This window comes from Rhizobium sp. 768_B6_N1_8, assembly GCF_051811225.1.
In the GTDB taxonomy this organism is placed as follows: Bacteria; Pseudomonadota; Alphaproteobacteria; order Rhizobiales; family Rhizobiaceae; genus Rhizobium.
The window spans coordinates 1,414,940-1,441,221 of sequence record NZ_JBPWPV010000002.1 but is presented as its reverse complement, the minus strand read 5'-3'; the positions used below and the strand labels follow the sequence as shown (position 1 = coordinate 1,441,221).

Below are 26,282 nucleotides of genomic sequence, written 5' to 3'. Positions count from 1 at the left end.
ATGCGTTCCAACCTGAAACTTGCTGCAAGCATGCACCCCATCGCTTCCGAAGACGAGCTGCGACGGCTCGAAGAGACCTATTGCTCCCACGGCGATACGGTTCATTATTCGCAGAAGCCGAAATTCTTCGAAAGCTGCGATGGTTCATTCGTCTTTGACGCAGCCGAGACACCATTTCTCGATCTCCAGATGTGGTATTCCGCCGTCAATTTCGGCTATCGCAACGAGCGTTTGAACAATGTCGCGCATCGGCAGCTGGATCGATTGCCGCAGGTCGCCTCGCAATATCTCCATCGCGAAAAGGTCGAACTCGCAGCGCTGATCGCTCGGGATGCCGAACATAAATTCGGTTCGAAAGGTCGCGTTCACTTCAATGTCGGCGGCTCGCAGGCCGTCGAGGATTCCTTGAAGCTCGTTCGCAACTATACCGGCGGCAAGAGCCTGATGTTCGCCTTCGAGGGCGGATACCATGGGCGAACGCTCGGCGCGACGTCGATCACATCAAGCTACCGTTATCGCCGGCGTTACGGCCATTTCGGTGAGCGTGCCCAGTTCATCGAATTCCCCTATCATTTTCGCGGGCCGAAGGGCATGTCGAAGGAAGAATACGGGCGCTTTTGCGTCCAGAAATTCGCGCGGCTGTTTGAAAGTGAGTACAACGGCGTCTGGGATCCGAAGGCCGGAAAATCGGAATATGCCGCCTTCTACATCGAACCCATCCAGGGTACCGGCGGCTATGTCATTCCGCCGATGAATTTCTTCAAGGAGCTCAAGAAGGTCCTCGACGATCACGGCATCCTGCTTGTCGTCGACGAGATCCAGATGGGCGTCTATCGGACCGGCAAGCTCTGGTCGATCGAACATTTCGGCGTGTCGCCAGATGTACTCGTCTTCGGCAAGGCGATCACCAATGGTCTCAATCCGCTCTCGGGCATCTGGGCCAAGGAAGAGATGATCAACCCGACGGTCTTCCCGCCAGGCTCCACGCATTCGACCTTTGCCAGCAACCCGATGGGCACGGCCGTCGCTCTCGAAACGCTGAAGATGGTGTCTGAGACCGACTTCGGCGCGAATGTGATGGAAAAGGGCGCGCATTTCCTCGAAGGCCTGAAGGACCTGCAGTCGCGGCATGCGATCGTCGGCGATGTCGATGGCCTTGGCCTTGCCCTTCGCATGGAAATCTGCGGTCCCGATGGCTTCACCCCCGACAAGGCAACGCTCGACTGGATGGCGGATGAAGGCATGAAGGGTGATCTTGTGGTCGATGGCAGGAAATATGGATTGGTGCTCGACGTCGGCGGATACCACAAGAACGTCATCACTCTTGCTCCGAACCTGATGATCAGCCGCGAGGAGATCGAGCTTGCGATCTCGCTGCTCGACCAGCTTCTGACACGCGCCGAGCGGAGATAGAACCTTGCAGCTCCTCCTTCTCCATCTTGATGATGCGTTGGAGTTGCAGCCCGACTTCGTGCATTCCTGCCGGATGGCAGGGGCGCGCGAAGTCGAGGCCAAGGATAGCGGCCGCGCCATCAGGCTGTGGGGGCGCCGGCCGGACCTTGATACCGTCTGGCGCAACCTGGCGAAGGCACGGCCATCAGCCGGTGACGGCGCCCGCCTTTGTTTCATGGGATCGGGCGACTTCCATCATGTGACAGCTCTTCTTCTGTCGCAGGCTCTGGAAAATAGCAGCAAAGCCGTTACCGTCATCCATATCGACAATCACCCCGACTGGGTCCATTTCGACCCTGGCATGCATTGCGGTTCCTGGGTCAACAAAGCGCTCGAACAGCCCCTGGTCAAAAAAGTGATAACCGTCGGGGTCTGCAGCCGCGATCTCAAGTCGCCGGAGCGCAAGGGGGCCAATCTCATGCCGCTATCCGATGGCCGCCTGGAACTCTATCCCTATCGGCATCCGCCGAGCAAAGTGAAACTGCACTACGGCTCCGGCCCGAGTTTCAGCCAGATCGACGGCGCCCTGCACTGGCAATCGATATCGGAACTCGGCGAGAGCAATTTCCTCGACCGGCTTCTTGGCCGCATCCAAACCGAAGCGGTCTATGTAACGATCGACAAGGACGCTCTCTCCGACGCCGATGCCGTGACCAATTGGGATCAGGGCTGCATGCGGCTACCCTACGTCCTTTGGCTGCTCAGCGAAATCGGTGAACGGTATCGCGTCATCGGAGCAGACGTGACCGGCGATTATTCGACGCCGCACTACGGCGGCGATCTCTACACGCGCGCGATGAAGAAAGCAGAGGTGCTGATCGACCAGCCCTTCCGCCGTCGCGACATGAAAGTTGTCCGCAACATCAACAGCGCGGCAAACCATGCACTGCTCGAAGTCCTGTCGGAGCTGATGGCATGACGACGGGACTGACTGGATGGACGTTCGCCATCATTGCTTTTTGCATTCTTGCCGAAACCGGCCGCGAGCTGTGTTTCAAGTATGGCGCAGCGAGCGCGCTGTTTGAGACCCTGCAGAAACCGGTCATCTGGCTCGGGATCGTTTTCTGGGCGGTCGAACTGGTGATGTGGACGCGCGTGCTGGAACAGGTGGCGTTGTCGGTGGCCTTTCCGCTGATGGCGCTGAGCTATGCGGCGATCGCTTTTGCAGGCGCCGCCATCTTCAAGGAAACCATCAATCTTCGCCACGCTCTCGGCATCGTCCTGGTGACAGCCGGCGTGGTCTGTGTTGGAGCGACGGGACTATGAAAATCTTCGCGCACACGAAATGGGATATCGTGCCGGTGCTTGCCGCGACAGCGCATCTGGCATTCAACATCTATCTGATCGCCGGCTTCCAAAGCCGGCCGCTCTGGCTGTCGGCGGTGCTCGGTGCGGTCTATGCCGTGTCGATATCGTGGAACATCAACAGCATCTCGCACAACTTCATCCACACGCCGTATTTCAAGCCGAAGTGGATGAACTACGCATTCAGCCTGCTCGAATCCGTAACGATCGGCTTTTCGCAGGTCTATTATCACTGGGTGCATATGCGTCACCATTCCGGCAATAGCGATCGCCCCAACGAAAACGGCGAGACGGTCGACCTCCTGTCGATCTACAAGCATGGCAAGAATGGTGCGCCGGAAAATGTCTTCTCCTATACCTTTCTCAGCTTCTTCCGCGATGATGTCGGCGACATCCATCGAGCGATTGCGAAAAAAAGGCCATTCGATGCGAGATGGGGGCGCATCGAGCTCGTCTCGTTCTTTGCCTTCGTCCTCCTCGCTCTTATCTACGACTGGAGAGCGGCGTTCTTTTTCCTGCCGTTTTATTATCTTGGCAACTGCCTGTCCTCCCTCAACGGCTATTACGAGCATCTGAACGGCGACCCCGATGTCCCCATCGCCTGGGGTGTCAGCAGCCATAACAGCTTCTACAACTGGCTCTGGTTCGGCAACGGCTATCACGCCGAACATCACTACCGCCCGAAGATGCACTGGACGAAGCTCAGGACCTTCCACGATCAGATCAAGCAGGAGCAGGAGGCGGCGGGCACGCATGTGATCAGCACTTGCCATGCCCTCGGTTTCATGGCGAAGGAGAACCGCCAGCAGGGGGAATTCCCGCATGTCGGCTGACAGTCTTTCCTTCTTTCTCGAGGGCACGAACGGCAAGGGCGTCATCCTCGTTCATGGGCTGACGGGGGCGCCGGCGGAAATGCGGCTTGTGGCGAGGCAATTCCATCGCCGCGGCTTCAGCGTCTACGCCCCGCTGCTGGCCGGCCATGGCGAAAACGAAGCGGCGCTCCGTCGCTCGCGCTGGGAAGACTGGCTCGGCAGCGTCGAAACGGCGGCTGGTTGGCTTTGCGAACGCAGCGATATGGTCTTTGCCGCCGGAATTTGCGTTGGCGGCAAGCTGGCGATGATGGCAGCCGATCGCAATCCCATGTCGATCCGTGCCGTCGCCGTCTATTCGCCCTGTTTCCATTACGATGGATGGGACGTGCCGCGCTATTATTCGCTGTTTTCTCCGCACATTCGCTGGATCTCGTTTATCCCATTCATCGACCGGCTGAATTTTCGCGAGACGGCCTCCCTCGGCATCAAGGACGAGCGCATGCGCCGAATGGTGGCCGGCATGACAGGCGAGGGCATGCTCGAAACCTTTCCCGGCCGCGGCCTGATCGAGATGCATGAGCTTGGCCGGACGCTGAAAGCGCGGCTTCCCGACATCAGGACACCGACCCTGATCCTCCATTCGCGCGAAGACGATCTCAGCGGCCCCGCGCATGCCCAGTATATCGCCGCGCATATTGGCGGGCGCCGGGAGCTACGCTGGCTCGACGACAGCTATCACATGATCCATCTCGATCGGCAGCACAGGCGTGTGGCTGACATGACAGCGGAATTCTTCGAGGCAGAATATGCAGCAAGCGCTTAAAGTGCGGTCACCTGAAGCGCAGGTCTCAAGCGATACGTCATCCGTGGCGGCGATGATCGTTCCGAGCATTCGAATGCTCGACCGCGATGACTGGAACGCCTGCTTCCCCGGTGAGGTCGAGACCTATGACTATCTGCTCGCGGTCGAGGAAGCTGGTATCGAGGGTTTTGAGTGGCGCTATGCGGTCGTGCGCGAAGACGACGAGATTGTTGCCGCCATGCCGGCATTCCTTTGCAGCTATGCCCTTGAGACGACGCTGGAGGCCGGGCGTTTCCGCAGGGTGGTGGAAAGCATCCGCCGCATCTTCAGCGGCTTCCTGACGCTCCGCCTCGCCTGTCTTGGCTCACCCTGCACGGAGACGGCTTCCATTGGCTTTCATCCTGATATCGCCCAATCTCGCCGGCCGGCGCTTTTTACGGAACTCCTCGACGCTTTCGAGGCGCATGCGCGCATGGAAGGCTGCTCGCTGACGGCGCTGAAGGATCTGTCCTACCCTATTCCGTCAGGCGTCGAACCGGTATTGTCGGCGAGAGGTTACGCCGAGATAGGCGGACTGCCGACAGCATGGATGGACATCCGGTTCGGTAACATCGACGCCTATTTTGCCTCCCTGTCTACAGCAACCCGCAAGGATATGCGTCGGAAACTGCGGAGCCGGCAGGAGGTGCGGGTCGAATACCGCACGGAATTCGGTGATCTCCTGCCGCGCGTCATGCAGCTCTATCGTGAGACGCGCGAGCGGAGCGGATTACAGTTCGAAGAACTGACGCCGGCCTATTTTGAAGGGGTGCTGAAAGGCATGCCGGGCCGATCTTTCTGCGCAATGTATTTTGTGGGCGACGAACTGCTTGCTGCCAATCTGCTGATCCACGACGAGGACAGGTTGGTCGACAAGTTCTTCTGCATGGACGGTCGGAAGGGCAGGACCTACAATCTCTATTATCTCAGTTGGTGTGCCAATATCGAATATTGCCTGAGCCATGGCATGGGTCGCTATCAGAGCGGGCAGGCCTACTATCGCAACAAGGTTCGGCTTGGAAGCTGCTTGACGCCAAATGCGATGTATTTCCGCCATTCCAATTCGCTGCTGCAATTCATCCTCAAGACAATCTCACCGCTTTTTGCCGCAGACGATGGTGGCGAGGTGCAAGGGTGAGAACGATGCGGCCGATCTGGCTGATGGTACCGCTCCTGAACACGGCGCAACAAATATTGCTGAAGCAGAGCGCCGTCGATGCGGGCAGGGCGGGCGGAGCTTGGCTGGTCGATATTCTGTCGTCACACTGGTTCCTGGCGGCGATTGCCGCAGAGATCGTCTGCTTTGCCATCTGGATGAGCGTGCTCTCCGAGCTCGATCTCAGCAAGGCCTTCCCGCTCTCGGCCATCAGCTATGTCCTCATCATGGGCGTTGCCTGGTTCGCCTTTGGCGAGCCATTGCCGTTGCTTCGGCTTGCTGGCAGCCTCCTGATATTGGTCGGTGTCTGGTTGATCGCAACGGCGTCGGCCAGTTGAGCGGTTGAATGACGGATTTCAGAAGCTGACGTTGAAGGCCTTGGTGAGGGAGATGCCGATCACATTCTGGTTCTCACTGCCGAGCTTCGATGTGATCGGGCTGTTGGCCGCATCTCCGGTCAGGCGATCGAAGCGATCATAAATCTGCAGCGTCCAGGTCGGGGTCACATTATAGGCGGCGGAAACCGTAAATCCGATCGACTTCAGGCCGCCCTTTGCATCGAAGGCGGGTAGGGCGCCGTTCTGCAAAGCTTCGCTCGACGAAATGCCGAAATAGGTCCGCATATAGGCGCCGTTGCCGAACGAAGCACGAGGGCCGGCCGAGAGCAGCCATCTGTCGCCGAGCGGCTGGAACCAATCGGCGCCGATATCGACGACGAGACCGCTGCCATTCGATACGGCCTGGCGGATCTCGGAGCGGAATCGAAGCTGGTTCGGAATCGCCCAATATTGTGCAAAAATCCCGGCATCGACGTCCCAATCCACCGAGTGGATGCCTTTCAAGCGGTCATCATCGGATTGCGAACGGCTGTCGCGCAAGCCGACTACCGGACCCGCTTCGAAGCCGCCGAAGTCGATAAGGCCATAATCGATATTGTCGTCCGGCGCGCTGTGCTCATCCGGTTCGTCGAAACGCCTGATATCGAAAGAGGGCAAGGCGCTGAAGCCATCATGCTTCGAGCCCGGAAATTTCGGGCCGTACTCAACACTCGCACCCAATGTCACGATCCAAGTGCCGGAATTGGGTTGGTTGCGCGCGTCTCCGCTATCGGCGGCACGCGCTAGCGACGCGGTCAACAGCCCCCCCAAGGCGACAGAAAAAAGCGTAAGCCTCTTGGCTCTCATTCTCAACGAGATTGCTCTCCGGATAAAGCATCGCCCCTAGGCGCCACGATGCAGCCGAAAAATGGCCGCCAAGGCGAGGCTAGTCAATAGGTTATCTGCGCGAGGGCATGTCGGGGTCGTGATCCCTGCGCGACTATCGTTCCGTCGGTCGCCGCCGAGACGATGTTGACCCAGCCCATCGCGAAGGCGTAACCAATCCAACCGAATTGCAATTTCGAGTTCCTTTCCTGGCGATCAGCAGCGAGTGCCACTCTCAGGATAGGACGGCTTGGCGTCTCGGATTTCATCGGTCGGCGAAGAAATATTCTTTGTCTGCCTCTCGGCAGCCATTCAGGCCGCGACGATCTCCCTCAGCTCAAGGTAGGGTTCGCCGAAATCCAACATAGGATTACAGGCTCTGGGCCAACATGACTAAATGCAAAGCTGCAAGTTGCTAAATTGTGTCATTTTCGCATCACTTTCCATAAGGTTGTAAAAAACCGGTTGGCAATGGCGAATTGGTTCGGTACAAAACGCTTACCGCTCCAGATCGAACATAAGGGAGGCGTTGCATGAGAGCAGCTATCATCGAAACCTTCCTGTGTGGAATGTCCCGACACTAGGTCATTTCCATTCGCGGCCCGCCTCGGGCCCGCGACACGCGGTTTATCTCCCTTCATAGCCCGATTGATCTGACGGGATCATTTCGTCTCCCGCACGGGCTGTGCCTTTTAGCTCTCGATTTTGAGGACCGGTTACCGAGATACGGGCCGGGCTGGTTAAAATGACTCGCAAGAAGCTCGATTTTCGCGCCGATGCCTATCGTCACGTGCTCGGCTTTGTTTTCCATCATTGGACCCATCGGCCTTTATTGGTCGGCGGCATCATCGTGCTGGTGATCCTAAGCACGCTGGCCGAAGTGATGGTGCCGGTGTTTTCAGGCCAGATCGTCGATGCCATCGCCGGCGGTAATGCGGCCGACGGCGCTTTGCGCGCCTTCGTCATCGTCGTGGCTCTGGGCTTGACCAGCGTCGCGCTGCGCTGGTTCATCTTCAACGGCATCGTCCGGCTGACGCTGCGCACCATGGCGGATGTGGTCAATAACGGTTTCCACAAGGTGCAGCGGTTTTCGACCGACTGGCACGCCAACAGCTTTGCCGGTTCGACGGTGCGCAAGATCACCCGTGGCATGTGGGCGCTCGATTCGCTCAACGACCTGCTGCTGGTCGCCCTGCTGCCGTCCATCGTCATGCTGGTCGGCGCCAGCATCGTGCTCGGCAGCTACTGGCCGATTATGGGTCTGATCGTGAGTGTGGGTTCACTCGTCTATATCGGTGTGACGGTCGCGCTTTCCATGGGCTTCGTATCGCCGGCGGCTCAACTTGCCAATGCCTGGGACACCAAGCTCGGCGGCGCGCTGGCGGATGCCATCAGCTGCAATTCGGTGGTCAAGGCCTTCGGGGCCGAGAGCCGCGAGGAAGCGCGGCTGGGCCATGTGCTTGCCAGATGGGACAGCCGCACGCGACGGACATGGAAGCGCGGCAACTTGAGCGGCACGATCCAGGGCTTCATGATGGTTTCCATGCAGGCCGGTATCCTGGGAACGGGCCTCATCATGTGGCGGCAGGGGCTGGCGACGCCTGGCGACATCACCTTCGTGCTTGCGATGTTCTTCGTCCTGCAAGGCCATCTGCGCGATGTCGGCCAGGACATCCGCAATCTGCAGCGGGCTGTCAACGACATGGAAGAACTGGTGCTGCTCGACAAGGCGCCGCTCGGTATCGAGGACAGGCCGAACGCCACGCCCATCAAGATTGACAGGGGCGAGATCGTCTTCGATCGCGTCACCTTCCAGTATGGCGCTCATCCCAACCCGCTTTATGAGGACTTTTCGGTCACCATCAAGCCGGGCCAGCGTGTGGGACTGGTGGGGCATTCGGGCTCGGGCAAGACAACCTTCGTCAAGCTCATCCAGCGCCTCTATGACGTGAACGCCGGCACAATCCGCATCGACGGGCAGGATATCGCGCGCGTCAGGCAAGCAAGCCTGCGCGGCCAGATCGCCATCGTGCAGCAGGAGCCCATCCTGTTCCACCGCACGCTGGCGGAAAACATCGCTTATGGAAGGCCGAATGCCTCGCGGCGCGAGATCGAGCAGGCGGCGAAACAGGCCAGTGCCCACGACTTCATCATGGAGCTTCCCAAGGGCTATGAAACCATGGTGGGGGAACGCGGCGTCAAGCTGTCGGGCGGCGAGCGGCAGCGTGTTGCCATTGCCCGCGCCTTCCTGGCCGATACGCCGGTGCTGATCCTCGACGAGGCGACGTCGAGCCTCGACAGCGAGAGCGAAGTGCAGATCCAGCAGGCGATGGAACGCCTGATGGTTGGCCGCACGACGCTTGTCATCGCGCACCGGCTGTCGACGGTGCGGGCGCTGGATCGGCTGCTGGTCTTCGACAAAGGAAAGATTGTTGAAGAGGGCGACCACCAGGCTCTGATCCGGCTCAATGAAGGCATCTATCGCCGGTTGTTCGAGCGGCAGGCGCTGGAGTTGACCAAGGGGTTGGTGGCCTCATGACCGCGGTGAGCAACCGGCGGAAACGCGAAGCATTCATCTCGCTTGCGTCGATGATCCCGGCATAATCTGCCGGGGTCTGGTATCCGAGCGATGATGGTGCCGTCGAATACGAGGCCGCGACTTTTGGCGAGCGTGGCCCGAAGACTGAACGAGGGTCGTGGGGCAGTCGGCCCGCTAAGCCACGGTGAATCGGGGGTACCGGCAATGCCACTACGCCTTTAGCCTAGCGGCCACCCGGCCACAGGCTCAATTGCACAAAATCGCGGCTGCGCAGATATAAGGGAGATCACGCGCTTAAGGTGGCCGCTAACGTGGCAACGCAGGGATCTTCCACCGTCAGCGAGATGTCATCGAATGTCCTGCAGACAAATGATCCTACTATTCTGTAGACCAGATGGATCAGATGCATTCAATTGCGAGAGGGAGGCCTTAAACGATGAAGCAGATCTACACGACTTTGGGACCGAAGCGCCGCGACGAACTCGGGATGATTCTCCCGCACGAGCATGTGTTCGTCGACCTTAGAACGCCTGATCAGCCCGGCTATGCCGAGGCGGAGACAGACGCCGTTGTGGCACTGATGGTCCCACAGATCGAGGCAATCAAAAGACAAGGCATTACGCTGCTCGTCGAGTGTACGACGGGTGGCGTTGGAAGACGGGCCGACATAGATCTCGCTGTTTCGAAGGCCGCCGACTTCCCGATCGTCGTCCCGACCGGCAACTATCGCGAACCATGGATACCGGCTTGGATAGCCGAGGCTAGTGAGAGTGATCTTGAACAATGGATGGTAAGTGAGCTCACCGAAGGAATCGAGGACACTGGTGTGCTGGCGGGATGGATCAAGCTCAGCGCTGGCGACGATGGGATAACGCCGCTCGAAGCCCGTATCCTCCGCGCAGCGGCAAGAGCATCCGTGCGGACCAATGCGGTCATCGGCTCGCATACAATCCGGGGAAGGGTTGTGATGGATCAGTTGGACATTCTTCAGTCAGAGGGCTGCGCACCAGAGCGCTTCATATCCATTCACACTCAAGAGGAAAAAGACTTCGGGCTTCACCGGGCACTGGTGGAGCGCGGTGCGTGGATCGAATACGATCATGTGGGAAGGGCTCCAGACCAAGAACTGGTCGCAATGATAATGCGCGCCCTTGAAACCGGGCTGGGCGAGCACCTGCTCATAAGCCACGATCTCGGCTGGTATGATCCCGCGCAGCCCGGTGGTGGAATCCCGCGACCTTACACGCACCTTGTCGAGAACCTGCTGCCATCGCTCACAATCGCGGGGGTAAGCCAGGATGCGATCCGCAAACTCACCGAAATCAATCCCTTCGAGGCATTCGCACGCTGAAGAAAGGCGCAGTTCTCGTTTCTGGACGTTGCTGCGATTGTTTTGCCAGGAAGAGCGAAGGCTTCCTGTATGGCTTTGTACGAGGGGTTGCCGAAGCGCCCAGACCTATCTCATCTGGCTCTGGGCGGTTAAGGAAGGACTTTAAGATATAGATTTTCTTCTTGCTGCACGGACCAACGTGTCTCCGCTGACCGGGATCATCAGGTGTTTGGCAATGCCGGGTGAAGGCTGTCCTCTCAATGCCTCGCTTCCGCGCAACCAGCGATCACGGGTGTTACGGGTCGTGGTGAGAAGATGTGACAAGATGTGAGCAAAATTCCTGAATTGTGGCAGGTGTTCGCCAATTTCGATGAACACATACGGATAGTGGCTACACAGAGCCGCTTTTTAGGAAAACCACCATGTCTATGCTTCGCAAAATCGCCGCAACAGGTCTTATCTCCCTGACCCTCGCAGTTGGCTCCATCGCAACGCCCGCACTGGCTCACGGTGGAGGCGGAGGTCACGGAGGCGGAGGCCACGAGGGAGGGGGGCACATGGGAGGGGAGCACATGGGGGGATTCAGTATGGGCCATTTCGACAGGGAAGGAAACCGCGGCGCGTTTTTTGCCCACGACCGCTTCGATGGACGGTTTAGGGATCGCGGGCCGTTCTTCCTGGGCAGCAACGACGACTATGATCGCTGCTATTGGCAATGGGACGCTGAGCGCCCCGGGCGTCCGGTCAGGACCGAGGTATGCTACTAGTGGACGCGAAACGTAAGGTCCTTCTGACCAGCCGATGACTGGCACGGACCAAAACCAGCAGTCCACCGTGCTTGGCCTTCCAGCTCAAACCTTGCCGCAGCTTCTTCCTACAGTGCTGCGGCAACGGCGATCGGCGGAGTTTAGGACAAGTGTGTCGTACGCCTCGAAGCGTGCGGCATCCCTTACAGGTTCGCAGTGACACCAATGTGTTCGTCCGCGGCTCCCCGGACTCAATCCATTTCTCTGGCGCGGTGCAACGACGGCCGTGCTTTTCAAGCGATATAAGGTCTAATCGATGTCAATGCGAAATAGCCTCAATCCCGGACATCATGTCGTCGATATCGACGGAATTCAGCAAAGCTTTCATGTCGCGGGCCAGGGGCCGGTCATGGTCGTTCACCCTGGCGGCCCAGGGATCCACTGGCAATATCTTCGCATGGGTTTTTTGGAGCGGCATTTTACCATGCTCTACCTTGAGCCGATCGGCACCGGTGGCTCGGGCCGGTTGGCGGAGCACCCCCATGGCTATACCGTCGAACGCTTCGCCAAACAGCTTGGCAGGTTCCTCGAAACACTCGATCTTTCAAACGTTGTGCTTCTTGGTCATTCCCACGGAGGATTCGTCATCCAGCAATATACGATCGAGCACCCGGATCGCGTATCGGCGATGATCCTGTATTCCTCGTCGGCGGTGACAGGGAGTGACTTCATGGCGGCGGCTGCAGACGGTGTGCGGAGTTTTGCTGATCGCCACCAGGTGGAGGGACGGGCAGTACTGCGAGCGTGGCAGTCGGTTCCGAAGATGTCGAGCGACGAACACTATACCGAGATCATGCGCGACCTGCTTCCCGCTTACTTTGCCGACGATGTTCACGAGAAGCTTGATCTTGGAGTATTCCGCTTGCGGATAAAGGCGACAATTCTCATCGGCAATAATGAGCCGTTTGACGTCCGCTCAAGACTTCAGGACCTTTCCGTACCGGCGCTTGTTCTGGCCGGAGCTCACGATTTCATATGCGGTCCGAAATGGGCAAGAACCCTGGATGACAGCTGCTCGAATTCGGAGCTGGTGCACTTCTCCCAAAGCGGTCATTTCGCGCACTTGGAACAGCCGGAAGAATTCTTAAACGCCGTCCTCGCATTTTCTGAAGCTCACGGGCTGACCCCGCGATGAAGTTGTGCCTGATCTCCTGTGTCAGCGCGAGAAGATTCATTCAAAAGTAGCTCTCGGAGATTATAGACATCAGCATCCCGGTTGTTTTTCGGTTTGACGATGGATCTTGCTACAGTTCTTCTTCTTCACAAGTGCTCCTTCATAGTCGGCGCCATCTGCTGTTTCTACGTCAGGTGGCGCTCCAGAGAGCCAGGTCTCGATTTTCTGGCGATCGGCGACGGCCTTCTTGCCGTTGCATCCACGCTTGCCGGGGGCGGAGAACAGGGCATACTGCCATATGAGATTTGGACTCTGGCAAGCTTTTCCATCGGTGTCACAGGTTATGCGTTGATGACGACGGGACTGATCCAGTTGAGCCGTCGCGGGCGAAAGCGTTCGGATTGCCTTCTGGTGGGTTTCGCCCTCATCTTGTCCGTCGTTGTTGGTTGGATGCATTGGTATGCGGATAACCAAACGCGCGCCGCAATATTCAATGCGAACACCGCGGCTTTCCTTGGCATCTCCTGTGTTGTCATCTTACGGGATTTCTTCCTCGACCGCCTGCCGGCGAGATTGGGTCTGCTTGCATCACTCGCTGCTGCCATGGGCTTTTCGACGCTGGTCACTGTCGGAATGATCTTTCCGCAGTATGGGCCGGTCGAACCCCGCTATGCCTTTTTCATGCTCATCATTTGCCATTTCTCCGTCGCGCTTTTCGTGGTTGTCCTGGTCCAGGAACGCGCAGAAACTCAGCTCAGAAGGCTGGCAAATACCGACGCGCTGACGGGAATCCCAAACCGGCAGCACTTCCTGGCATCCCTTCCGAGCGAGCTCAGGGGAGGCGACGCTTTCATCATGATAGACATCGACCACTTCAAGAGTGTCAACGACCGCTACGGCCATGAAACTGGCGATGAGGTTCTTGTCGGTGTCGCACAAGCCATCGCCACGGCCGCTGGACGCAAGGTCACGCTTGGCCGTCTTGGTGGCGAGGAGTTTGCGCTGTTTCTGCGTGATCAAACCGAAGAAACTGCTGTTGCCAAGGCGGATCAAATCCGCAGGACGGTCAATGCCTTGGCATTCGCATCTGGCGCGGAGACTATAGTGCCGAGTGTGAGCGCGGGCGTTGCCGTTTGGAGAGGCGATTGCAATGCACAGAAGCTGCGGGATCAGGCAGACCAGGCACTCTACCTTGCGAAGCGAGGCGGCCGTAACCGAGTAGAGCTATATGCAAACCCACAAAACATGGAAGAACTCTCTTCAAGCGCGACGGCAACGACCGTAACCCAGCATTCGAGCGGACCCGAACATCCCCTGGGGGAGCTTGCCGCTTAGCTGCAATTATCAGGTAGCCGGCTCTGTTGGCGTCGCTCCCATATCCCTGCCCAGCCATCTCACCTGCAGTGGCTGTTCGCCTCTTGCAAACTCCTCCTCACGAAAGGAGGGGGAGGCGGTTGTTTTTCGGAGCTGGGCCAAGCTTGGACCGCTCCAACCGGTGTGGCCGCGCCCATTCGCGCCGCGCTTCCTCGGAAAGCACGAGACCATGACCCAAGCGGTCTGGTGCGTAGGCGAAGCCGTCGCGGATCTCGATCGGCGTCTCGACCAGGTGGTCAAAGTTCTGGAAGGAATATTCCAGCCATTCGACCTCCGGCAGTGCGACAGCCATGTGCACACCGATCTCCAGGAAAGTATTGCCGAGGCTGACCGGCACGCCCAGTTCGGCGGCCAGCCAGCCGATCCGCATAACGTCCGTCACCTGGCCGTGAACGTTCAGAATGTCGGTGCCGTGATGGTCGAGCAGGATCCTCTTGCCGGACAGGTCGAGATATTCCCCGCTGTTAATCTGCGTCCAGTTGACGGCGTGACGCAGGGTTTGCAAACCCTCGAAATCGTGGCGCAAGATGGGATCTTCCACCCAGAGGAGATTGTGTCCTGCATCGCGTATTGCCGTCAGCTTGACCAGGGCTTCCTTGGAACTCCAGGCTTCGTTCGGATCGATCATGATCTGCGATCCCTCCGGCACGACCTTCTTCAAGAGTTCGAGGCGGCGAAGGTCGCGGGCAAAATCGGGATGGCCAGCCTTAATCTTGAAAGCCGTGTAGCCGATGCTTGCAGCATGCGCAAACAGGGCGCTGAAGGCGTCGTCGCTTAGATGGAAATCAAGGCCGCTCGCATAGGCGCGGACGCGGTTGCGCCGGCTTCCGAGAAGACGGTGCAAGGGCATGCCTGCCTGCTTGGCGGCGAGATCCCAGAGAGCTACCTGCAGCGCTTCGTGGAACGGCAGGGAGTAGGCGCGCTGGTTGCCGCCGCGCGGCCTGTTCACGCGATGAACCAGTCCGATCGCCTTTTCTCCCTTGATTGTTGGCCAGACCTCGCTCTCAAAAACGGCCTCGATCTCCGCCTGATCCGGCAGAGGATAAAAAAGGGTCTGGATGAATCCGAGCCCCACCTCGCCTGTGTCCGAGATCAGTTCGAGTGCTGCGACGTTGGTCTCGTCGGCGCGAACCTGGCTGTCGCCGATTACGCGGTCGCGGGCAAACTGAAATCGGGTTATACGGAAGTGGGAGAGAGACATCGCAGCGCTCACTGATCGTTTAAAATGTTGATCTGATCGATCAGAAAGGTGATATCGGACCTATGAAGAAACTGCAAGAGCCAGATGTCGCGAAGTCGGCGATCGGGGATGCCGCAGCAATGCGCCTCAGCGACATAGCCTATGAGCGCATCCTGGAAAGCCTGTTCGAAAGGAAGGTGCCTGTGGGTGCCTTCATCTCGCAGAATGAGCTGTCGGCAATCGTTGATGTTCCCGTGGCACCCTTGCGCGACGCGCTGCGGGTGCTGGAAGCGGAGGGCATTCTGACCATCCACCCGCGCTCGGGCATCCAGTTCGTCCGGCCGGGCATGGAACTGACGCGCTCCACCTATCAGTTCCGCTCGATCGTCGAGCGTGCGGCTATTCGGGTGTTTGCCGAGGAGGGCGACGAGCACCTGATGAATGCCCTGGAAGTCAGGCATTCCAGGCTTATTCGCCAGCTTGAGCGCAACGGCATAGGGCCGGAGCAGCTTCTGGAGACGGACGCGCTCGAACTGGAGTTGCACGGCGAGATCATCAAGGCCCTGCGCAATCCGCTGATCGACAGTGCCTACAGGCGCATGCACAACTATCTGCGTCTTCTGCGGCTGGAGCGAAAGGTCACGACGCCGATCCTTGTGCGCACGTTGAAGGAGCACCTCGATATCCTCGAAGCATGCAGCACGAGGGACGCGGACGCTGCCGAAAGGGCCCTGATCGCGCACTTCCAAGCTGCCGTACAACGCAATCTCGGTCTTGTCTGAGCGTTTCCACATTCGCTGTCTTCGAGCGAGCGTGTTGCGGGATTTCCAAAACGATGATATTGCCATCTGATCGATCAGATTGATGGTCTGATATCTCGGGAGGAGATGGTAGTGCAACTAAGCAAGCGTGAATTCCTGATAGCCTCGGCAGCTCTGAGCCTGGCGGCCAGCCTTCGCAGCGCCAACGCCGCCACCGCCATCAATTACTGGCACCATTTCGCCAGCCAGTCGGAGATGGCCGGACTCGCAAAGATCATCCAGCTTTTCGCAGCAGCAAATTTGGATGTGACGGTGACGCAGGAGGGCATCCCCAACTCCGAATATATGGCGAAGGTTTCGTCGGCGGTCGTTGCCGGAGGGCGCCCCGACACCGGGATGGTGATCGCCGAGCGTTTTGCTGACCTGACGGCGATGGGAGCGTTGGTTGACATCAGCGCGCGCGTCAACGATTGGGCCGGCAAGGCGAACTTGCCCGACAACCGCTGGACAGGAATGTCGAAGGATGGTGCCATCTACGCAGTTCCAGCCTACGCCTTCGTCGACTGGATGTACTACAGAAAGGACTATTTCGAGGAAGCTGGGCTTTCCGCTCCCCCCAAGACTTTCGAGGAATTCCTGGTCGCTTGCCGAAAGCTGACGGATCCTTCCAAGAACCGCTATGCATTCGGGATGCGCGGCGGCGCCGGGGCTTTCAAATACGTCATCGACGTGATGGAAGCGTTCGGCTCGCCGCTCGTCAAGGATGGCCAGGCCGCCATCGACAAGCCGGCCGCCGTCGAGGCGATCACCTTCTACGCCGATCTCTTCCGCAAGGAGAAAGTGGTTCCGCCCAGCGCGCCGAACGATAGCTACCGGCAGATCATGGAGGGCTTCAGGACCGGTCAGACGGCGATGGTCTGGCACCATACCGGCTCGCTCATCGAGATCTCGGCAGCGCTCAAACAAGGCGAGCAGTTTTCCACCGCACCGATGCCTGCGGGTCCGAAGGCGCATATTGCCCGCGTCGCCTACGCCGGCAACGGGATCTTCAAGGAAGACAATGTCGAAGCCGCGTGGAAATGGATCAGCTTCTGGGGCGAGACCGATGCGGCCATCGCGCTTCTCGAGGCAACGGGATATTTCCCGGCCTCCACGGCAGCATTGAAGGACGAGCGCATCACGGGCAACCCGATCTACAACGCGGCAACGCAGACACTGGAGTTCGGGCGCCTGCCCAACAGTTTCGTCGGCGCCGCCGGTTGGTCGGAGAACGTCGTCAATCCGACCTTCCAGGCAGTCCTCACCGGTCAGTTGACGCCGGAGCAGGCCGTGGACCGTATCATCGAAGGCCTCGAAGCCGCCCTTCGCTAACCTCGTTCAGGCGCTATGTCCCACAAGGGGCACGCGCCTTAATCAAGGACGGCGCATCGCCGACATCCAATGACATCAGTCTCATACCGCCAACCGCTTCGCCGCCTTGGCGAACTCTCGGAAACACGCTCCTGGGTCTATCTTCTCCTGTTGCCGAGCCTCCTTCTGCTACTCCTCGTCGTCGCTTATCCGACGATCTATGGCTTCGTCATCAGTGCGCGGGAAATGCGCCTTACCCGGCCCGGCCTCAACGGCTGGGTGGGGATGAAGCACTATGTGGCGATGATGTCCGATCGCGTGTTCTGGATCTCGTTGAAGAACACTGCGATATGGGTGATGGCGGCGATCGCCGTCGAGATGACGCTCGGCTTCATCGCTGCCGTTGCGCTGAACCGAAATCTGCCGGGGACGAAGATCTTCGGCGTTTTGATCCTGCTGCCCTATTTCCTTCCGAATGTCGTGGCCGGGCACATGTGGGCCCTGCTTCTCGACCCGCGACTTGGCGTCATCAATGACATGCTCGTCCGGATAGGCGTGCTCAATACCTACAAGGCATGGTTTGCCGACCCGAGTACCGCGCTTGCGGCCACGATCCTTGTCGAAGCCTGGCACGGTTTTCCGTTCTTTGCTCTGCTGTTTCTCGCTGGTCTCAAGGGGATTCCCGAGGACCTTTACAAGGCTGCTGCGGTAGACGGTGCCGGATCCTTTACGAAATTCCGGTTGATCATGGTGCCGATGCTGAAAACAGTGATTGCCGCTGCAGTCATCCTGCGTGTCATCAGCCTTGTCAATTCTCCCGATCTTCTATTGGTCCTGACCGGCGGCGGCCCCGGAAACGCGACGCAAGTGCTGTCACTCTATGCTTTTCAGACCGCTCATCGGGATTTCAATTTTGGCTATGCCGGCGCTCTGTCGGTCGTGATGTTCCTGATCCTGATGATCTTTGCGACGATCTACATCCGCCTGTCACGCATAACGAAAGAATGATCCATGTTTCGAACCAAACACAGCAGGCGTTTGGCAGCCGATGTTCTCACCTACATCGTCCTGTGTGCGCTCGGGACCTTCTGCCTTGGTCCCATCCTCTGGATGTTTCTGACCTCACTGAAGGCAGAGACGGACATCGTCACCTCGCAGATGCAGTATATTCCCCGGCACGTGACATTTCAGAACTATGTGGCGATCTGGACACAGTCCAACTTTCCGGTATTGATCACCAATAGTCTGATCGTAACGATCGTCACCGTCGCCATCTGCGTCGTTGCCGGCACGCTGGCCGCTTATGCGTTTGCACGGATGACATTCCGCGGTCGCAACAGCCTCATGCTGGGCTACCTGCTGATCCGCATGTTCCCCGCCGTGATGATGATCATCCCGCTCTATGTGATGATGAAGACCGTGGGGCTGGTGGACAGCCGTTTCGGCCTAGCGCTTGCCTATACCAGCTTCCTGCTGCCGCTCTTCGTGTGGATGCTCAAGGGCTTCCTGGACGCCGCACCAAAGGAGCTGGAAAGCGCTGCGCGCATCGACGGGTCGACGCGTCTCGGCGCCATGGTCCGCATTGTCTTGCCGCTAGCGCGAAATGGTCTCCTCGCCAGTTCCGTCTTCATCGCCATCGCCGCCTGGAACGAGTTCATTTTCGCCCTCATGCTGACCACCGGGCAGGGGTCACGCACGTGGCCCGTCGGGCTCCAGCTGATGGTCGGAGAATTCCAGCTTCCCTGGGGCGTTCTGGCCGCCGGAGGCATCCTCAGCATTCTGCCCGTCATGCTTCTTTTTGCAATCGTCCAACGGGCGATGGTCCAGGGGCTTACTGCCGGTGCGATCAAGGGTTGAAGGGACAATATCGAATGGCTACGCTCTCACTCAAAAACATCCGAAAGTCCTACGGCGCGCTTGAAGTTCTTCACGGGATAGATGTCGAGCTGGAGGACGGCGGTTTCCTTGTTCTGCTTGGACCATCCGGCTGCGGCAAGTCGACCTTGCTCAACATTATCGCTGGGCTCGACGATTCCTCCAGCGGCGATATCGCCATCGCCGGTCGCTCGGTATCGGCTCTGCCGCCGAAAGACCGCAATATCGCGATGGTCTTCCAGTCCTACGCGCTCTACCCGACGATGTCAGTCGAACGTAACATCGGTTTTGGTCTGGAGATGCGCGGTGTGCCTGCGGATCAGCGGCGCGAAGCCGTGGCGCAAGCGGCCGACATGCTGCAGGTCACGCATCTCCTCGATCGCAAACCGGCAAACCTGTCCGGCGGGCAGCGCCAGCGCGTGGCAATGGGCCGCGCAATCGTCCGGAATCCGGACCTGTTTCTGTTCGACGAGCCGCTTTCCAATCTTGATGCCAAGCTCAGGGTCGAGATGCGCACCGAGATCAAGAGGCTCCACGAGCGTCTCGGGACCAGTATCGTCTACGTGACGCACGACCAGATCGAAGCCATGACACTCGCCACCAAAGTGGCGGTCATGAAAGGCGGCCACCTTCAGCAGCTGGCCGATCCGCGAACCGTCTACGAGCGCCCCGCCAACATGTTCGTCGCCGGTTTCATCGGCTCACCGGCCATGAATTTCCTCCACGGGCGCGTGGTCGGAAGCGAGGGTGGCTGGCAGTTCAGGGCGGAAGGCGTAGCGCTGGAACTTGGATCCGGCAACGGTGGATTGACCGAGCGAGACCTGATTCTCGGTGTTCGTCCGGAGGAGTTCAAGGTTGTGCAGGGATATGGCGCCTTCAATGGCGTCATCGATGTGGTCGAGCCGACGGGACCAGATACGATCCTGACGACGGTCATCGGTCGCCAAACCGTTATCGCCCGGGTGGAGCCACGTTTTGCCGGGAAAAGGGGAGAGCCAATTGCCTTTGCTGTGGACCCATCGAGTGTCAGTCTCTTCGATGCAGAGACGCAGCTGAGGCTATAGTGCAGACGTAGATTGGCATCTTGTCGCGTCGCAACATGGAGGCGAATGTCATCATTGACGGACAGTTTTGAATTATCACGCCTTCTTCGCGAGACGTTGCCCGTTGAAAGTTTCAGAAAAGAACGAGCGACAGCAAAGACAAAATCAGTGCCGGAAACATGACGACAGTTCCGAGCTTCAGAAACTGCCACGCGCTGACGTGCAGTCCCTCGCGGCGAAGGACAGACAACCACAATATTGTCGCCAAGGATCCGGTGACGGAAAGATTGGGGCCGAGATCGACTGCGATCAGCACCGCTCCGGCGATCTTGTCTGAGACATGCGCCGCCTGCACCGCGCTTCCCGCAACCAGGCCTGCTGGAAGATTGTTAACAAGGTTGCAGATAATCGCAACAAGCACGCCTGCAATGCCGGCCGCCTGTGTTTCCGATGTTGCCGCGAGCAAGGCCAGTTGGTCTGAGAGCATGGTCGTCAGACCGGTGCGATCCAGGGCTTCCACAACGACGAACAAGCCTGCGACCAGAGGCAGGACGCTCCAACTGACACCCTTGAAGATCTCGATCGGACTTTGACGGGTCAGCGCCAGGACGAGCACGGAGGTAATTGTGCCGGCGAGAAAAGTTGGCATACCCAAATCAATATGCATCGCCGATGCTGCGATAAGAATGATGGCCGTCAGGACAATTCCCCATCCGGCCAGCCGAGCGCTCGCCGAAAGGATCGGCCTGGCCACATTTTCGGCAACGCTGTCCGAAGCAAGAGCCCGGCGCTGGGTCCAGTAAAGGCAGCCAAATGTAACCACGATCGAAACGATCGACGGAAGCATGAAAGTCGACATCCAGCGCGCCAGGGGCGGCATCTCGCCGCCAGCAAAGATTACCAGATTGGCGGGATTGGAGATGGGGAGGACAAAGCTCGCCGCATTGGCGATGAAGGCGCAAGTCAGGAGGTAGGGCATCGGGTCCCGAACCCGGGCAGCCCGGCAGGCAGCGAAGACGGCTGGGGTGAGAACGACGGCCGTCGCATCATTTGAGAGAAAGACCGTCACGATAACGCCAACCACATAGACAAGTAGGAATAGGCGTCTGGGGGAGCCGCTGGAGTGCGCTGTGGCGATCGCTGCAATCCAGTCGAACAGGCCTTCCCGACGAGCGAGTTCCGATAAAAGCATCATCCCGATCAGAAAGAGATATACGTCGCCGCCTTTCGAGATCCCCGCGATGACATCGTGTGGTCCAATCAGGCGAAAGGCAAAGAGCAACAAGGCGCCAAATATGGCCCATACCGCTTCCGGCCATCGGAATGGACGAACGACCACACCCATGGCGGTCAAGCCGGCAATGCTCCAGGTGATGGCGTGTTCTGTCATTCAGTCGCTGTTTTCGGTTGGCAGGCCGGCTTTTATCAGCCGACACGGCAGGCGCAAGAGAATTATCTCGGGGACGTTTGCCCGGGCCAATCGGAAGCACCAAGCGAGAAGGCCGATTTTCAGTTGCGCCAAGCCGCTGGCCGCAGACTGGTATTAGCTCCCGAAGGATCGGCACAATACAAGGCTTTTGGTGTGGTTGGATCGGTCAAAAGGCTAGGCGTCAAAGGCGCTCTTGACCGAAACCACCTGATCCTGATCAAGATTAGTCCTTGGACATCACCGGGCGTATGCAATTGTTTTGCCGAGGATTCGGCCGATAGCCGTTTCCGGCAGACCAAGATCGCGAACGCTACTCATATGGTTGGAGCCTTCGAGCCTTTCGTTGGTCACCGACAGTCCTTGCTGTCGCAAGCGCAATGCGAAGGCGTCCGCCTGCTGATGAAACGGCGGCGTTTCTTCAGCACCGATCGCGATAGTGGCATGACAGCCCCCGTCATAGGAATGCAGCATCGGCGAAAAGTCGGCAACCTCTCTATCGGTGATGGCTATCTCTGAACGCAGAAACGATGACTGCAGGGGCTTCAAGTCGTAAAGGCCGCCAAGCAGGAGAGCCGCCGACACGCCCGAGAAAGCCTCCTGTCGATGAAACAGGAAGCTCGCAAGATGCGCACCGGCGGAATGACCGCTGACCGTAAAGCGCGATCCGTCGCCGCCGTGGCTCGCGATATGTTTAAGCACCCATTGCTTGGCCCGCCGAACCTGGTCGACGAGTACCTCCATCCGGACATGCGGCATCAGGGCGTAATCAACAATGACGGCGATTGCCCCTTTGCCGGTAATGGTGTCGGCGACATAGGAGTAGTCGCGCTTGGAAAACATCCGCCAGTAGCCGCCGTGGATGAACATGTGCACCGGCAGCCCGTCACGCGTACCTTCCGGGTAGAAGATGTCCAGGGTTTCGCTTGCATCGTCTCCATAGGAGATTTCCTTCATGCGGAGCCTTGCGCGGGTTGAAGCACCCCTTGCCTTGATCTCCGACACGATGGCGTCGAATTCCGGCACGTGTCCCCGTATGCGGAACGGATCGGTCTCCAAAGATTTCCCCCCTGGCGTGTCAGAAGCTCATTGCGATATATTTGGCTTCCATGAATTCGGCGATGCCGTGATGCTGCCCGCCCTCACGGCCGAGACCACTCTGCTTGACGCCGCCGAAGGGCGCCGCCGGATCGGAAACCAGACCCCGGTTGAGCGCGATCATACCCGCTTCCAAAGCGGAGGAAACGCGCAGCCCCCGCGTGATGTCGCGCGTAAAGACGTAAGCGGCAAGGCCGTATTCGGTGTCGTTGGCACGTCCAATCACCTCGTCCTCGGTCTCGAACCTGTAAAGAGGCGCAACCGGTCCGAAGATTTCCTCATACGCCATCTCGACGCCATCAGGCATGTCGACAAGAACTGTCGGCGGGTAAAAATAACCCGACCCAGCAGAGACCTCGCCACCACACATGGCCCGCGCGCCCTTTGCCTTTGCGTCGCCGACCAGGCGATCAATCTTCTCCACAGCCTTTGGCGTGATCATCGGCCCGCATTCGGTCAGGGCATCGACGCCCGGACCAACGGTGAGAGCTGCCATTCTTTTGGCCAACCCTTCAGCGAAGGCCGCGTAGATTCCTGACTGGACGTAGAGGCGGTTTGCGGCGGTGCAGGCCTCGCCGGCATTGCGCATCTTGGCGACCATCGCGCCGTCGAGCGCTGCCTCCAGATCGGCGTCATCAAAAACGATGAACGGAGCGTTGCCGCCGAGCTCCATGGAACATGAGACGACATGCTTGGCCGCTTCTGCGAGAAGCAGGCGACCGACACCTGTCGAGCCCGTAAACGAAAGTTTTCTAACGCGTGGATCCGCCAGAATGGCGGCACTGAATCGAGCAGGGGCGCTTGTCGTCAGAACGTTGACGACGCCTGGTGGTACGCCGGCCTCTTCATAGATCGAGGCCAGCGCGTAGGCCGTCAGTGGCGTCTCGCTTGCTGGCTTCAGGATGACGGTACAGCCAGCGGCGAGGGCCGGGGCGATCTTTCGCGTGGCCATCGCAGCCGGGAAGTTCCAAGGGGTGATCAGCAGGCAGATGCCGATCGGCTGGTAGTCGACAACGATCCGGTTGGCACCCGACGGAGCGACGCCGAATTCTCCCGTTATACGGACGGCCTCTTCGGCGTTCCATCGAAAGAACTCGGCGGCATAGGCGACCTCGCCGCGGGCGTCGCGCAGCGCCTTGCCGTTCTCCAGAGAGATCAAGGTAGCAAGCATTTCGGAACGCTCGATCATCAGCTCGAAACAGCGTCGCAAAATCTCCGAGCGCTTGCGCGGCGGTGTCGATCGCCAGGCCGGCGCAGCCTGGGCCGCGGCCTCGACGCTTGCCCGTGCATCCTCGACGGTCGCGTCCGCCACTGCCGCAAGAAGCGCGCCGGTCGAGGGGTCGATCACATCGATCTTGCGCCCGCTTTTTGGCTGCCGCCAGCTCCCATCGATATAGAGACCGCGGGCCGCGGCCTCGATGTCTGGCAGGGGGCGGTCGGCCTGTGGCACTTGCTGGGCAATGGTCATTTTGTTCCTCGAATGTTTAAAGGGCGGAGGCGGCAAGATCGCCGTCATAGGCGGCACGAACGAGACGTTTCATGGCGTCGATGTCGAAGGGCCGCGGGTTGTTCTTGATCAATCTGTCGATGCTGAGCGCCTGTTCGGCAGTCCAGTCGAGCTTGTCGGCAGAAAGCCCGAGATCGGCGAGCGTCGGCGTGATGCCGATGGCCTGAAAGAGCCTGCGGATCTCCTCAATGGCTGCGTCTGCCATCTCCTGCGTCGTCTTGCCGGTTGAATCCAGACCCAGCGCTTGCCCGATCTCAGCCATTTCGGTCATCGAGGCGGAGCGGTTGTAGGTCATGACATAGGGCATCATCGTTGCGACGCCGAGCCCATGGGCCGTATGGGTCAATGCGCCTGCGGGATACTGGATGGCGTGCGCTGCTGCCGTGCCGGCCGTGCCGAATGCACAGCCGGCGGCCAGCGCACCCATCATGACGTCAGCGCGCGCATCTTCGTTCGATCCCTCCTTGCAAGCCGCCTCCAAGCTGCGTCCCAAGAGTTTGATGGCGAGAAGCGCGAAATGATCAGTAAGTGTACTCTTACCAATGAAGACATGGTTCTGTGGCAGCGACGGGTCGGTGCCGCGTCGAGCGGCCGTGAATGCCTCGATTGCATGGGTCAGTGCGTCTGCGCCTGCGACAGCGGTCAGGCCCGGCGGGCAGGACATCGTCAGCTCAGGATCGCAGATAGCCGCTGCGGCGATGAGGTACGGGCTCGATATGCCGACCTTCAGCGTCCGGTCCGGGTCGGAGATGACGGCAACCGGTGTCACCTCGGAGCCGGTCCCCGCCGTGGTCGGGACAGCGATGATCGGGATTGTCGGACCGGGAACCTTGAACTCACCGTAATAGTCGGCGAGGCTTCCGCCGTGGCTCAGCAGAAGGGCGGCGCATTTTGCCATGTCGAGGCAACTCCCTCCGCCTATCCCAATCACCATGTCGGGCGCGAAGCTCCGAGCCCCTTCAACGCATGAGGCAGCAGTGTCGCGCGGGACATCCGGCAAGACCCGGTCGTAGACCAATGTCTCGATCGATGCTGCGTTCAGCGCGGCAACGAGTTCGGCGAATGTGGACGTTCCTGCGAGGCGCTCATCCGTGCAGATCAGTGCCCTTCGACCAAGCCTGGTGGCGACCGCCGGCAGCGCAAAACGTTGGCCTTTGCCGAACAGGATTTCTTTCGGGAGCCTGATGGCGGCGAAGAGGGTCATCGTGCTGGTCCCTTCACCAGTTGTGGGATGAAGGAAGACCGTGAGGAAGTGTCGCAAAATTGGCGCGCGATTTCTTTCGCACCCACCCAAATGACCCTCATGAAACCTCCGATATAAAATCCTATAGGATATGGGATTGCATATCGCCGAGCATCGTGTTAGCGATTGTTCCTGTCAAGAGGCAAATGAAATACAGGGCCGGAATACGATGATGCTCAATGCCACGCCTGATCCGAGTGGTTTCATCCAGCGCAGCAACAGTCTCGCGGACAGCGTCTACGAGGTGATTTTTGCGCAGTTAATGTCCTTGAAGATCGCTCCAGGTGCGCGCATCACCGTCGATAATCTCGTCAAGGAGTTCAACGTCTCCCAGACCCCGATCCGCGAAGCGCTCGGCCGCCTCGAGGGAGAGGGACTTGTCGTCAAGACGCATCTCATCGGTTACAGCGCTGCCCCGCAGATCACCCATCGGCGCTTCGACGAGCTTTACCATTTGCGGCTGCTTCTCGAACCTGATGGTGCGGCAAGGGCAGCAAGGGCGATGGACGATGAGAGGCTTGCCATCCTGCGGGAGGCGGCCGGTGTCATGGGGCGCCGGGAAGGAGGCGATGAACGGCTACGCTATTCGACCTTCGCGCGGCAAGACGCCCTTTTCCATGACAGGATCATGGAATTTGCCGGCAACGAGCTCATTCGCCAAACCCTTAGCCACCAGCACACGCATTTTCACATCTTTCGACTGATGTTCCATTCCCGCGTCACCGAAGAGGCGTTGGACGAGCACGAGGCACTTCTCGCCGCCTTCGCTGCAGGCGACCCGTCGGCCGCCGAAAAGGCAATGAGAACCCATCTCGAACATTCGCGGGACCGGCTCGTGCCGGCCTTCGATTAAGGGGCGGGTAATGTC

23 protein-coding genes and 1 pseudogene are annotated in these 26,282 nt (G+C 59.0%); 17 read left to right on the top strand and 7 right to left on the bottom strand.

Features of this window, described 5'->3' with window-relative positions; translation table 11 throughout:
* From AB8B33_RS30880 to AB8B33_RS30850, 7 genes are read left to right on the top strand one after another with little or no spacing between them, the layout of a single operon-like run.
* Positions 1-1,413, top strand: coding sequence for an aspartate aminotransferase family protein (locus tag AB8B33_RS30880; protein WP_439018287.1), 1,413 nt, complete (start codon positions 1-3; stop codon positions 1,411-1,413).
* Between the two features lie 4 nt (positions 1,414-1,417).
* Complete coding sequence (locus AB8B33_RS30875; protein ID WP_439018286.1) at positions 1,418-2,371, top strand: arginase family protein; 954 nt, start codon at positions 1,418-1,420, stop codon at positions 2,369-2,371.
* On the top strand, positions 2,368-2,718 hold the full coding sequence (locus tag AB8B33_RS30870; protein WP_113325179.1) for a permease: 351 nt from the start codon (positions 2,368-2,370) through the stop codon (positions 2,716-2,718). The genes AB8B33_RS30875 and AB8B33_RS30870 overlap by 4 nt, the downstream gene beginning before the upstream one ends.
* Positions 2,715-3,590 (top strand): fatty acid desaturase family protein, encoded by an 876-nt coding sequence (locus tag AB8B33_RS30865; RefSeq protein WP_439018285.1) that lies wholly within the window; start codon positions 2,715-2,717, stop codon positions 3,588-3,590. Before AB8B33_RS30870 ends, AB8B33_RS30865 begins: the two co-directional genes overlap by 4 nt.
* Positions 3,580-4,392, top strand: a complete 813-nt coding sequence (locus AB8B33_RS30860; RefSeq protein WP_439018284.1) for an alpha/beta hydrolase — start codon at positions 3,580-3,582, stop codon at positions 4,390-4,392. Before AB8B33_RS30865 ends, AB8B33_RS30860 begins: the two co-directional genes overlap by 11 nt.
* A gap of 52 nt (positions 4,393-4,444) precedes the next feature.
* Complete coding sequence (locus AB8B33_RS30855; RefSeq protein ID WP_439018895.1) at positions 4,445-5,548, top strand: peptidogalycan biosysnthesis protein; 1,104 nt, start codon at positions 4,445-4,447, stop codon at positions 5,546-5,548.
* 5 nt (positions 5,549-5,553) lie between these two features.
* Positions 5,554-5,904, top strand: coding sequence for an EamA family transporter (locus AB8B33_RS30850; RefSeq protein ID WP_439018283.1), 351 nt, complete (start codon positions 5,554-5,556; stop codon positions 5,902-5,904).
* A gap of 18 nt (positions 5,905-5,922) precedes the next feature.
* On the opposite strand, the gene AB8B33_RS30845 is transcribed toward AB8B33_RS30850, so the two are convergent.
* Complete coding sequence (locus tag AB8B33_RS30845; protein WP_439018894.1) at positions 5,923-6,750, bottom strand: MipA/OmpV family protein; 828 nt, start codon at positions 6,748-6,750, stop codon at positions 5,923-5,925.
* A 763-nt stretch (positions 6,751-7,513) separates the two neighbouring features.
* Between AB8B33_RS30845 and AB8B33_RS30840 the strand changes: the two genes are divergently transcribed.
* Positions 7,514-9,307, top strand: coding sequence for an ABC transporter ATP-binding protein (locus AB8B33_RS30840; RefSeq protein ID WP_439018282.1), 1,794 nt, complete (start codon positions 7,514-7,516; stop codon positions 9,305-9,307).
* Here AB8B33_RS30840 and AB8B33_RS30835 read toward each other — a convergent pair.
* A pseudogene (locus AB8B33_RS30835) lies at positions 9,234-9,419 on the bottom strand (hypothetical protein); the annotation flags it as partial. The gene AB8B33_RS30840 and the pseudogene AB8B33_RS30835 sit on opposite strands and share 74 nt — an antisense overlap.
* 324 nt (positions 9,420-9,743) lie before the next feature.
* Here AB8B33_RS30835 and AB8B33_RS30830 point away from each other — a divergent pair.
* The 3 genes from AB8B33_RS30830 (at position 9,744) to AB8B33_RS30820 (ending at position 13,892) form a co-directional block, all read left to right on the top strand.
* The gene (locus AB8B33_RS30830) at positions 9,744-10,658 is read left to right on the top strand and encodes a phosphotriesterase family protein (RefSeq protein ID WP_439018281.1); all 915 of its coding nucleotides are present in this window, start codon (positions 9,744-9,746) and stop codon (positions 10,656-10,658) included.
* Positions 10,659-11,699: 1,041 nt separating this feature from the next.
* Positions 11,700-12,578, top strand: a complete 879-nt coding sequence (locus tag AB8B33_RS30825; RefSeq protein ID WP_439018280.1) for an alpha/beta fold hydrolase — start codon at positions 11,700-11,702, stop codon at positions 12,576-12,578.
* Between the two features lie 330 nt (positions 12,579-12,908).
* Positions 12,909-13,892 carry a GGDEF domain-containing protein gene (locus AB8B33_RS30820; RefSeq protein WP_439018279.1) on the top strand — a complete coding sequence of 328 codons (984 nt, stop codon included), beginning with the start codon at positions 12,909-12,911 and terminating at the stop codon, positions 13,890-13,892.
* A gap of 97 nt (positions 13,893-13,989) precedes the next feature.
* On the opposite strand, the gene AB8B33_RS30815 is transcribed toward AB8B33_RS30820, so the two are convergent.
* A complete protein-coding gene (locus AB8B33_RS30815; RefSeq protein WP_439018278.1) occupies positions 13,990-15,132 on the bottom strand; it encodes a mandelate racemase/muconate lactonizing enzyme family protein in 1,143 nt (380 codons plus the stop codon).
* Positions 15,133-15,194: 62 nt separating this feature from the next.
* On the opposite strand from AB8B33_RS30815, the gene AB8B33_RS30810 reads away from it, so the two are divergent.
* The 5 genes from AB8B33_RS30810 to AB8B33_RS30790 all read left to right on the top strand — a co-directional run bounded on the left by AB8B33_RS30810 (position 15,195) and on the right by AB8B33_RS30790 (position 20,161).
* Positions 15,195-15,893, top strand: coding sequence for a GntR family transcriptional regulator (locus AB8B33_RS30810; RefSeq protein WP_113324374.1), 699 nt, complete (start codon positions 15,195-15,197; stop codon positions 15,891-15,893).
* A gap of 105 nt (positions 15,894-15,998) precedes the next feature.
* On the top strand, positions 15,999-17,243 hold the full coding sequence (locus AB8B33_RS30805; protein WP_439018277.1) for an ABC transporter substrate-binding protein: 1,245 nt from the start codon (positions 15,999-16,001) through the stop codon (positions 17,241-17,243).
* Between the two features lie 69 nt (positions 17,244-17,312).
* Complete coding sequence (locus AB8B33_RS30800; protein ID WP_439018276.1) at positions 17,313-18,230, top strand: carbohydrate ABC transporter permease; 918 nt, start codon at positions 17,313-17,315, stop codon at positions 18,228-18,230.
* Between the two features lie 3 nt (positions 18,231-18,233).
* Positions 18,234-19,079, top strand: a complete 846-nt coding sequence (locus AB8B33_RS30795) for a carbohydrate ABC transporter permease (RefSeq protein ID WP_439018275.1) — start codon at positions 18,234-18,236, stop codon at positions 19,077-19,079.
* Positions 19,080-19,093: 14 nt separating this feature from the next.
* Positions 19,094-20,161 (top strand): ABC transporter ATP-binding protein, encoded by a 1,068-nt coding sequence (locus AB8B33_RS30790; RefSeq protein ID WP_439018274.1) that lies wholly within the window; start codon positions 19,094-19,096, stop codon positions 20,159-20,161.
* Positions 20,162-20,273: 112 nt separating this feature from the next.
* Here the strand turns inward: AB8B33_RS30790 and AB8B33_RS30785 are convergent, their stop codons facing one another.
* The 4 genes from AB8B33_RS30785 to AB8B33_RS30770 form a co-directional block, all read right to left on the bottom strand.
* A complete protein-coding gene (locus AB8B33_RS30785; protein WP_439018273.1) occupies positions 20,274-21,530 on the bottom strand; it encodes an arsenic transporter in 1,257 nt (418 codons plus the stop codon).
* 276 nt (positions 21,531-21,806) lie between these two features.
* Entirely contained in the window at positions 21,807-22,625 is an 819-nt protein-coding gene (locus tag AB8B33_RS30780) for an alpha/beta hydrolase (protein WP_439018272.1), read from the bottom strand.
* Between the two features lie 19 nt (positions 22,626-22,644).
* Positions 22,645-24,132, bottom strand: a complete 1,488-nt coding sequence (locus AB8B33_RS30775) for an NAD-dependent succinate-semialdehyde dehydrogenase (RefSeq protein WP_439018271.1) — start codon at positions 24,130-24,132, stop codon at positions 22,645-22,647.
* Positions 24,133-24,148: 16 nt separating this feature from the next.
* Positions 24,149-25,375, bottom strand: a complete 1,227-nt coding sequence (locus tag AB8B33_RS30770; RefSeq protein ID WP_439018270.1) for an iron-containing alcohol dehydrogenase — start codon at positions 25,373-25,375, stop codon at positions 24,149-24,151.
* A gap of 211 nt (positions 25,376-25,586) precedes the next feature.
* Here AB8B33_RS30770 and AB8B33_RS30765 point away from each other — a divergent pair, with 211 nt between their 5' ends.
* A complete protein-coding gene (locus AB8B33_RS30765) occupies positions 25,587-26,267 on the top strand; it encodes a GntR family transcriptional regulator (protein WP_439018269.1) in 681 nt (226 codons plus the stop codon).
* The last annotated feature ends 15 nt before the right edge of the window (positions 26,268-26,282 follow it).

Bases quoted from the DNA above. Each gene is read 5' to 3' on its own strand.
- AB8B33_RS30805 (WP_439018277.1), top strand. From the start codon at position 15,999: ATGGTAGTGCAACTAAGCAAGCGTGAATTCCTGATAGCCTCGGCAGCT.
- AB8B33_RS30790 (WP_439018274.1), top strand. From the start codon at position 19,094: ATGGCTACGCTCTCACTCAAAAACATCCGAAAGTCCTACGGCGCGCTT.
- AB8B33_RS30870 (WP_113325179.1), top strand. From the start codon at position 2,368: ATGACGACGGGACTGACTGGATGGACGTTCGCCATCATTGCTTTTTGC.
- AB8B33_RS30865 (WP_439018285.1), top strand. From the start codon at position 2,715: ATGAAAATCTTCGCGCACACGAAATGGGATATCGTGCCGGTGCTTGCC.
- AB8B33_RS30855 (WP_439018895.1), top strand. From the start codon at position 4,445: ATGATCGTTCCGAGCATTCGAATGCTCGACCGCGATGACTGGAACGCC.
- AB8B33_RS30880 (WP_439018287.1), top strand. From the start codon at position 1: ATGCGTTCCAACCTGAAACTTGCTGCAAGCATGCACCCCATCGCTTCC.
- AB8B33_RS30840 (WP_439018282.1), top strand. From the start codon at position 7,514: ATGACTCGCAAGAAGCTCGATTTTCGCGCCGATGCCTATCGTCACGTG.
- AB8B33_RS30770 (WP_439018270.1), bottom strand. From the start codon at position 25,375: ATGACCCTCTTCGCCGCCATCAGGCTCCCGAAAGAAATCCTGTTCGGC.
- AB8B33_RS30775 (WP_439018271.1), bottom strand. From the start codon at position 24,132: ATGACCATTGCCCAGCAAGTGCCACAGGCCGACCGCCCCCTGCCAGAC.
- AB8B33_RS30830 (WP_439018281.1), top strand. From the start codon at position 9,744: ATGAAGCAGATCTACACGACTTTGGGACCGAAGCGCCGCGACGAACTC.
- AB8B33_RS30795 (WP_439018275.1), top strand. From the start codon at position 18,234: ATGTTTCGAACCAAACACAGCAGGCGTTTGGCAGCCGATGTTCTCACC.
- AB8B33_RS30815 (WP_439018278.1), bottom strand. From the start codon at position 15,132: ATGTCTCTCTCCCACTTCCGTATAACCCGATTTCAGTTTGCCCGCGAC.
- AB8B33_RS30850 (WP_439018283.1), top strand. From the start codon at position 5,554: ATGCGGCCGATCTGGCTGATGGTACCGCTCCTGAACACGGCGCAACAA.
- AB8B33_RS30785 (WP_439018273.1), bottom strand. From the start codon at position 21,530: ATGACAGAACACGCCATCACCTGGAGCATTGCCGGCTTGACCGCCATG.
- AB8B33_RS30800 (WP_439018276.1), top strand. From the start codon at position 17,313: ATGACATCAGTCTCATACCGCCAACCGCTTCGCCGCCTTGGCGAACTC.
- AB8B33_RS30765 (WP_439018269.1), top strand. From the start codon at position 25,587: ATGCTCAATGCCACGCCTGATCCGAGTGGTTTCATCCAGCGCAGCAAC.
- AB8B33_RS30845 (WP_439018894.1), bottom strand. From the start codon at position 6,750: ATGAGAGCCAAGAGGCTTACGCTTTTTTCTGTCGCCTTGGGGGGGCTG.
- AB8B33_RS30810 (WP_113324374.1), top strand. From the start codon at position 15,195: ATGAAGAAACTGCAAGAGCCAGATGTCGCGAAGTCGGCGATCGGGGAT.
- AB8B33_RS30825 (WP_439018280.1), top strand. From the start codon at position 11,700: ATGTCAATGCGAAATAGCCTCAATCCCGGACATCATGTCGTCGATATC.
- AB8B33_RS30860 (WP_439018284.1), top strand. From the start codon at position 3,580: ATGTCGGCTGACAGTCTTTCCTTCTTTCTCGAGGGCACGAACGGCAAG.
- AB8B33_RS30820 (WP_439018279.1), top strand. From the start codon at position 12,909: ATGACGACGGGACTGATCCAGTTGAGCCGTCGCGGGCGAAAGCGTTCG.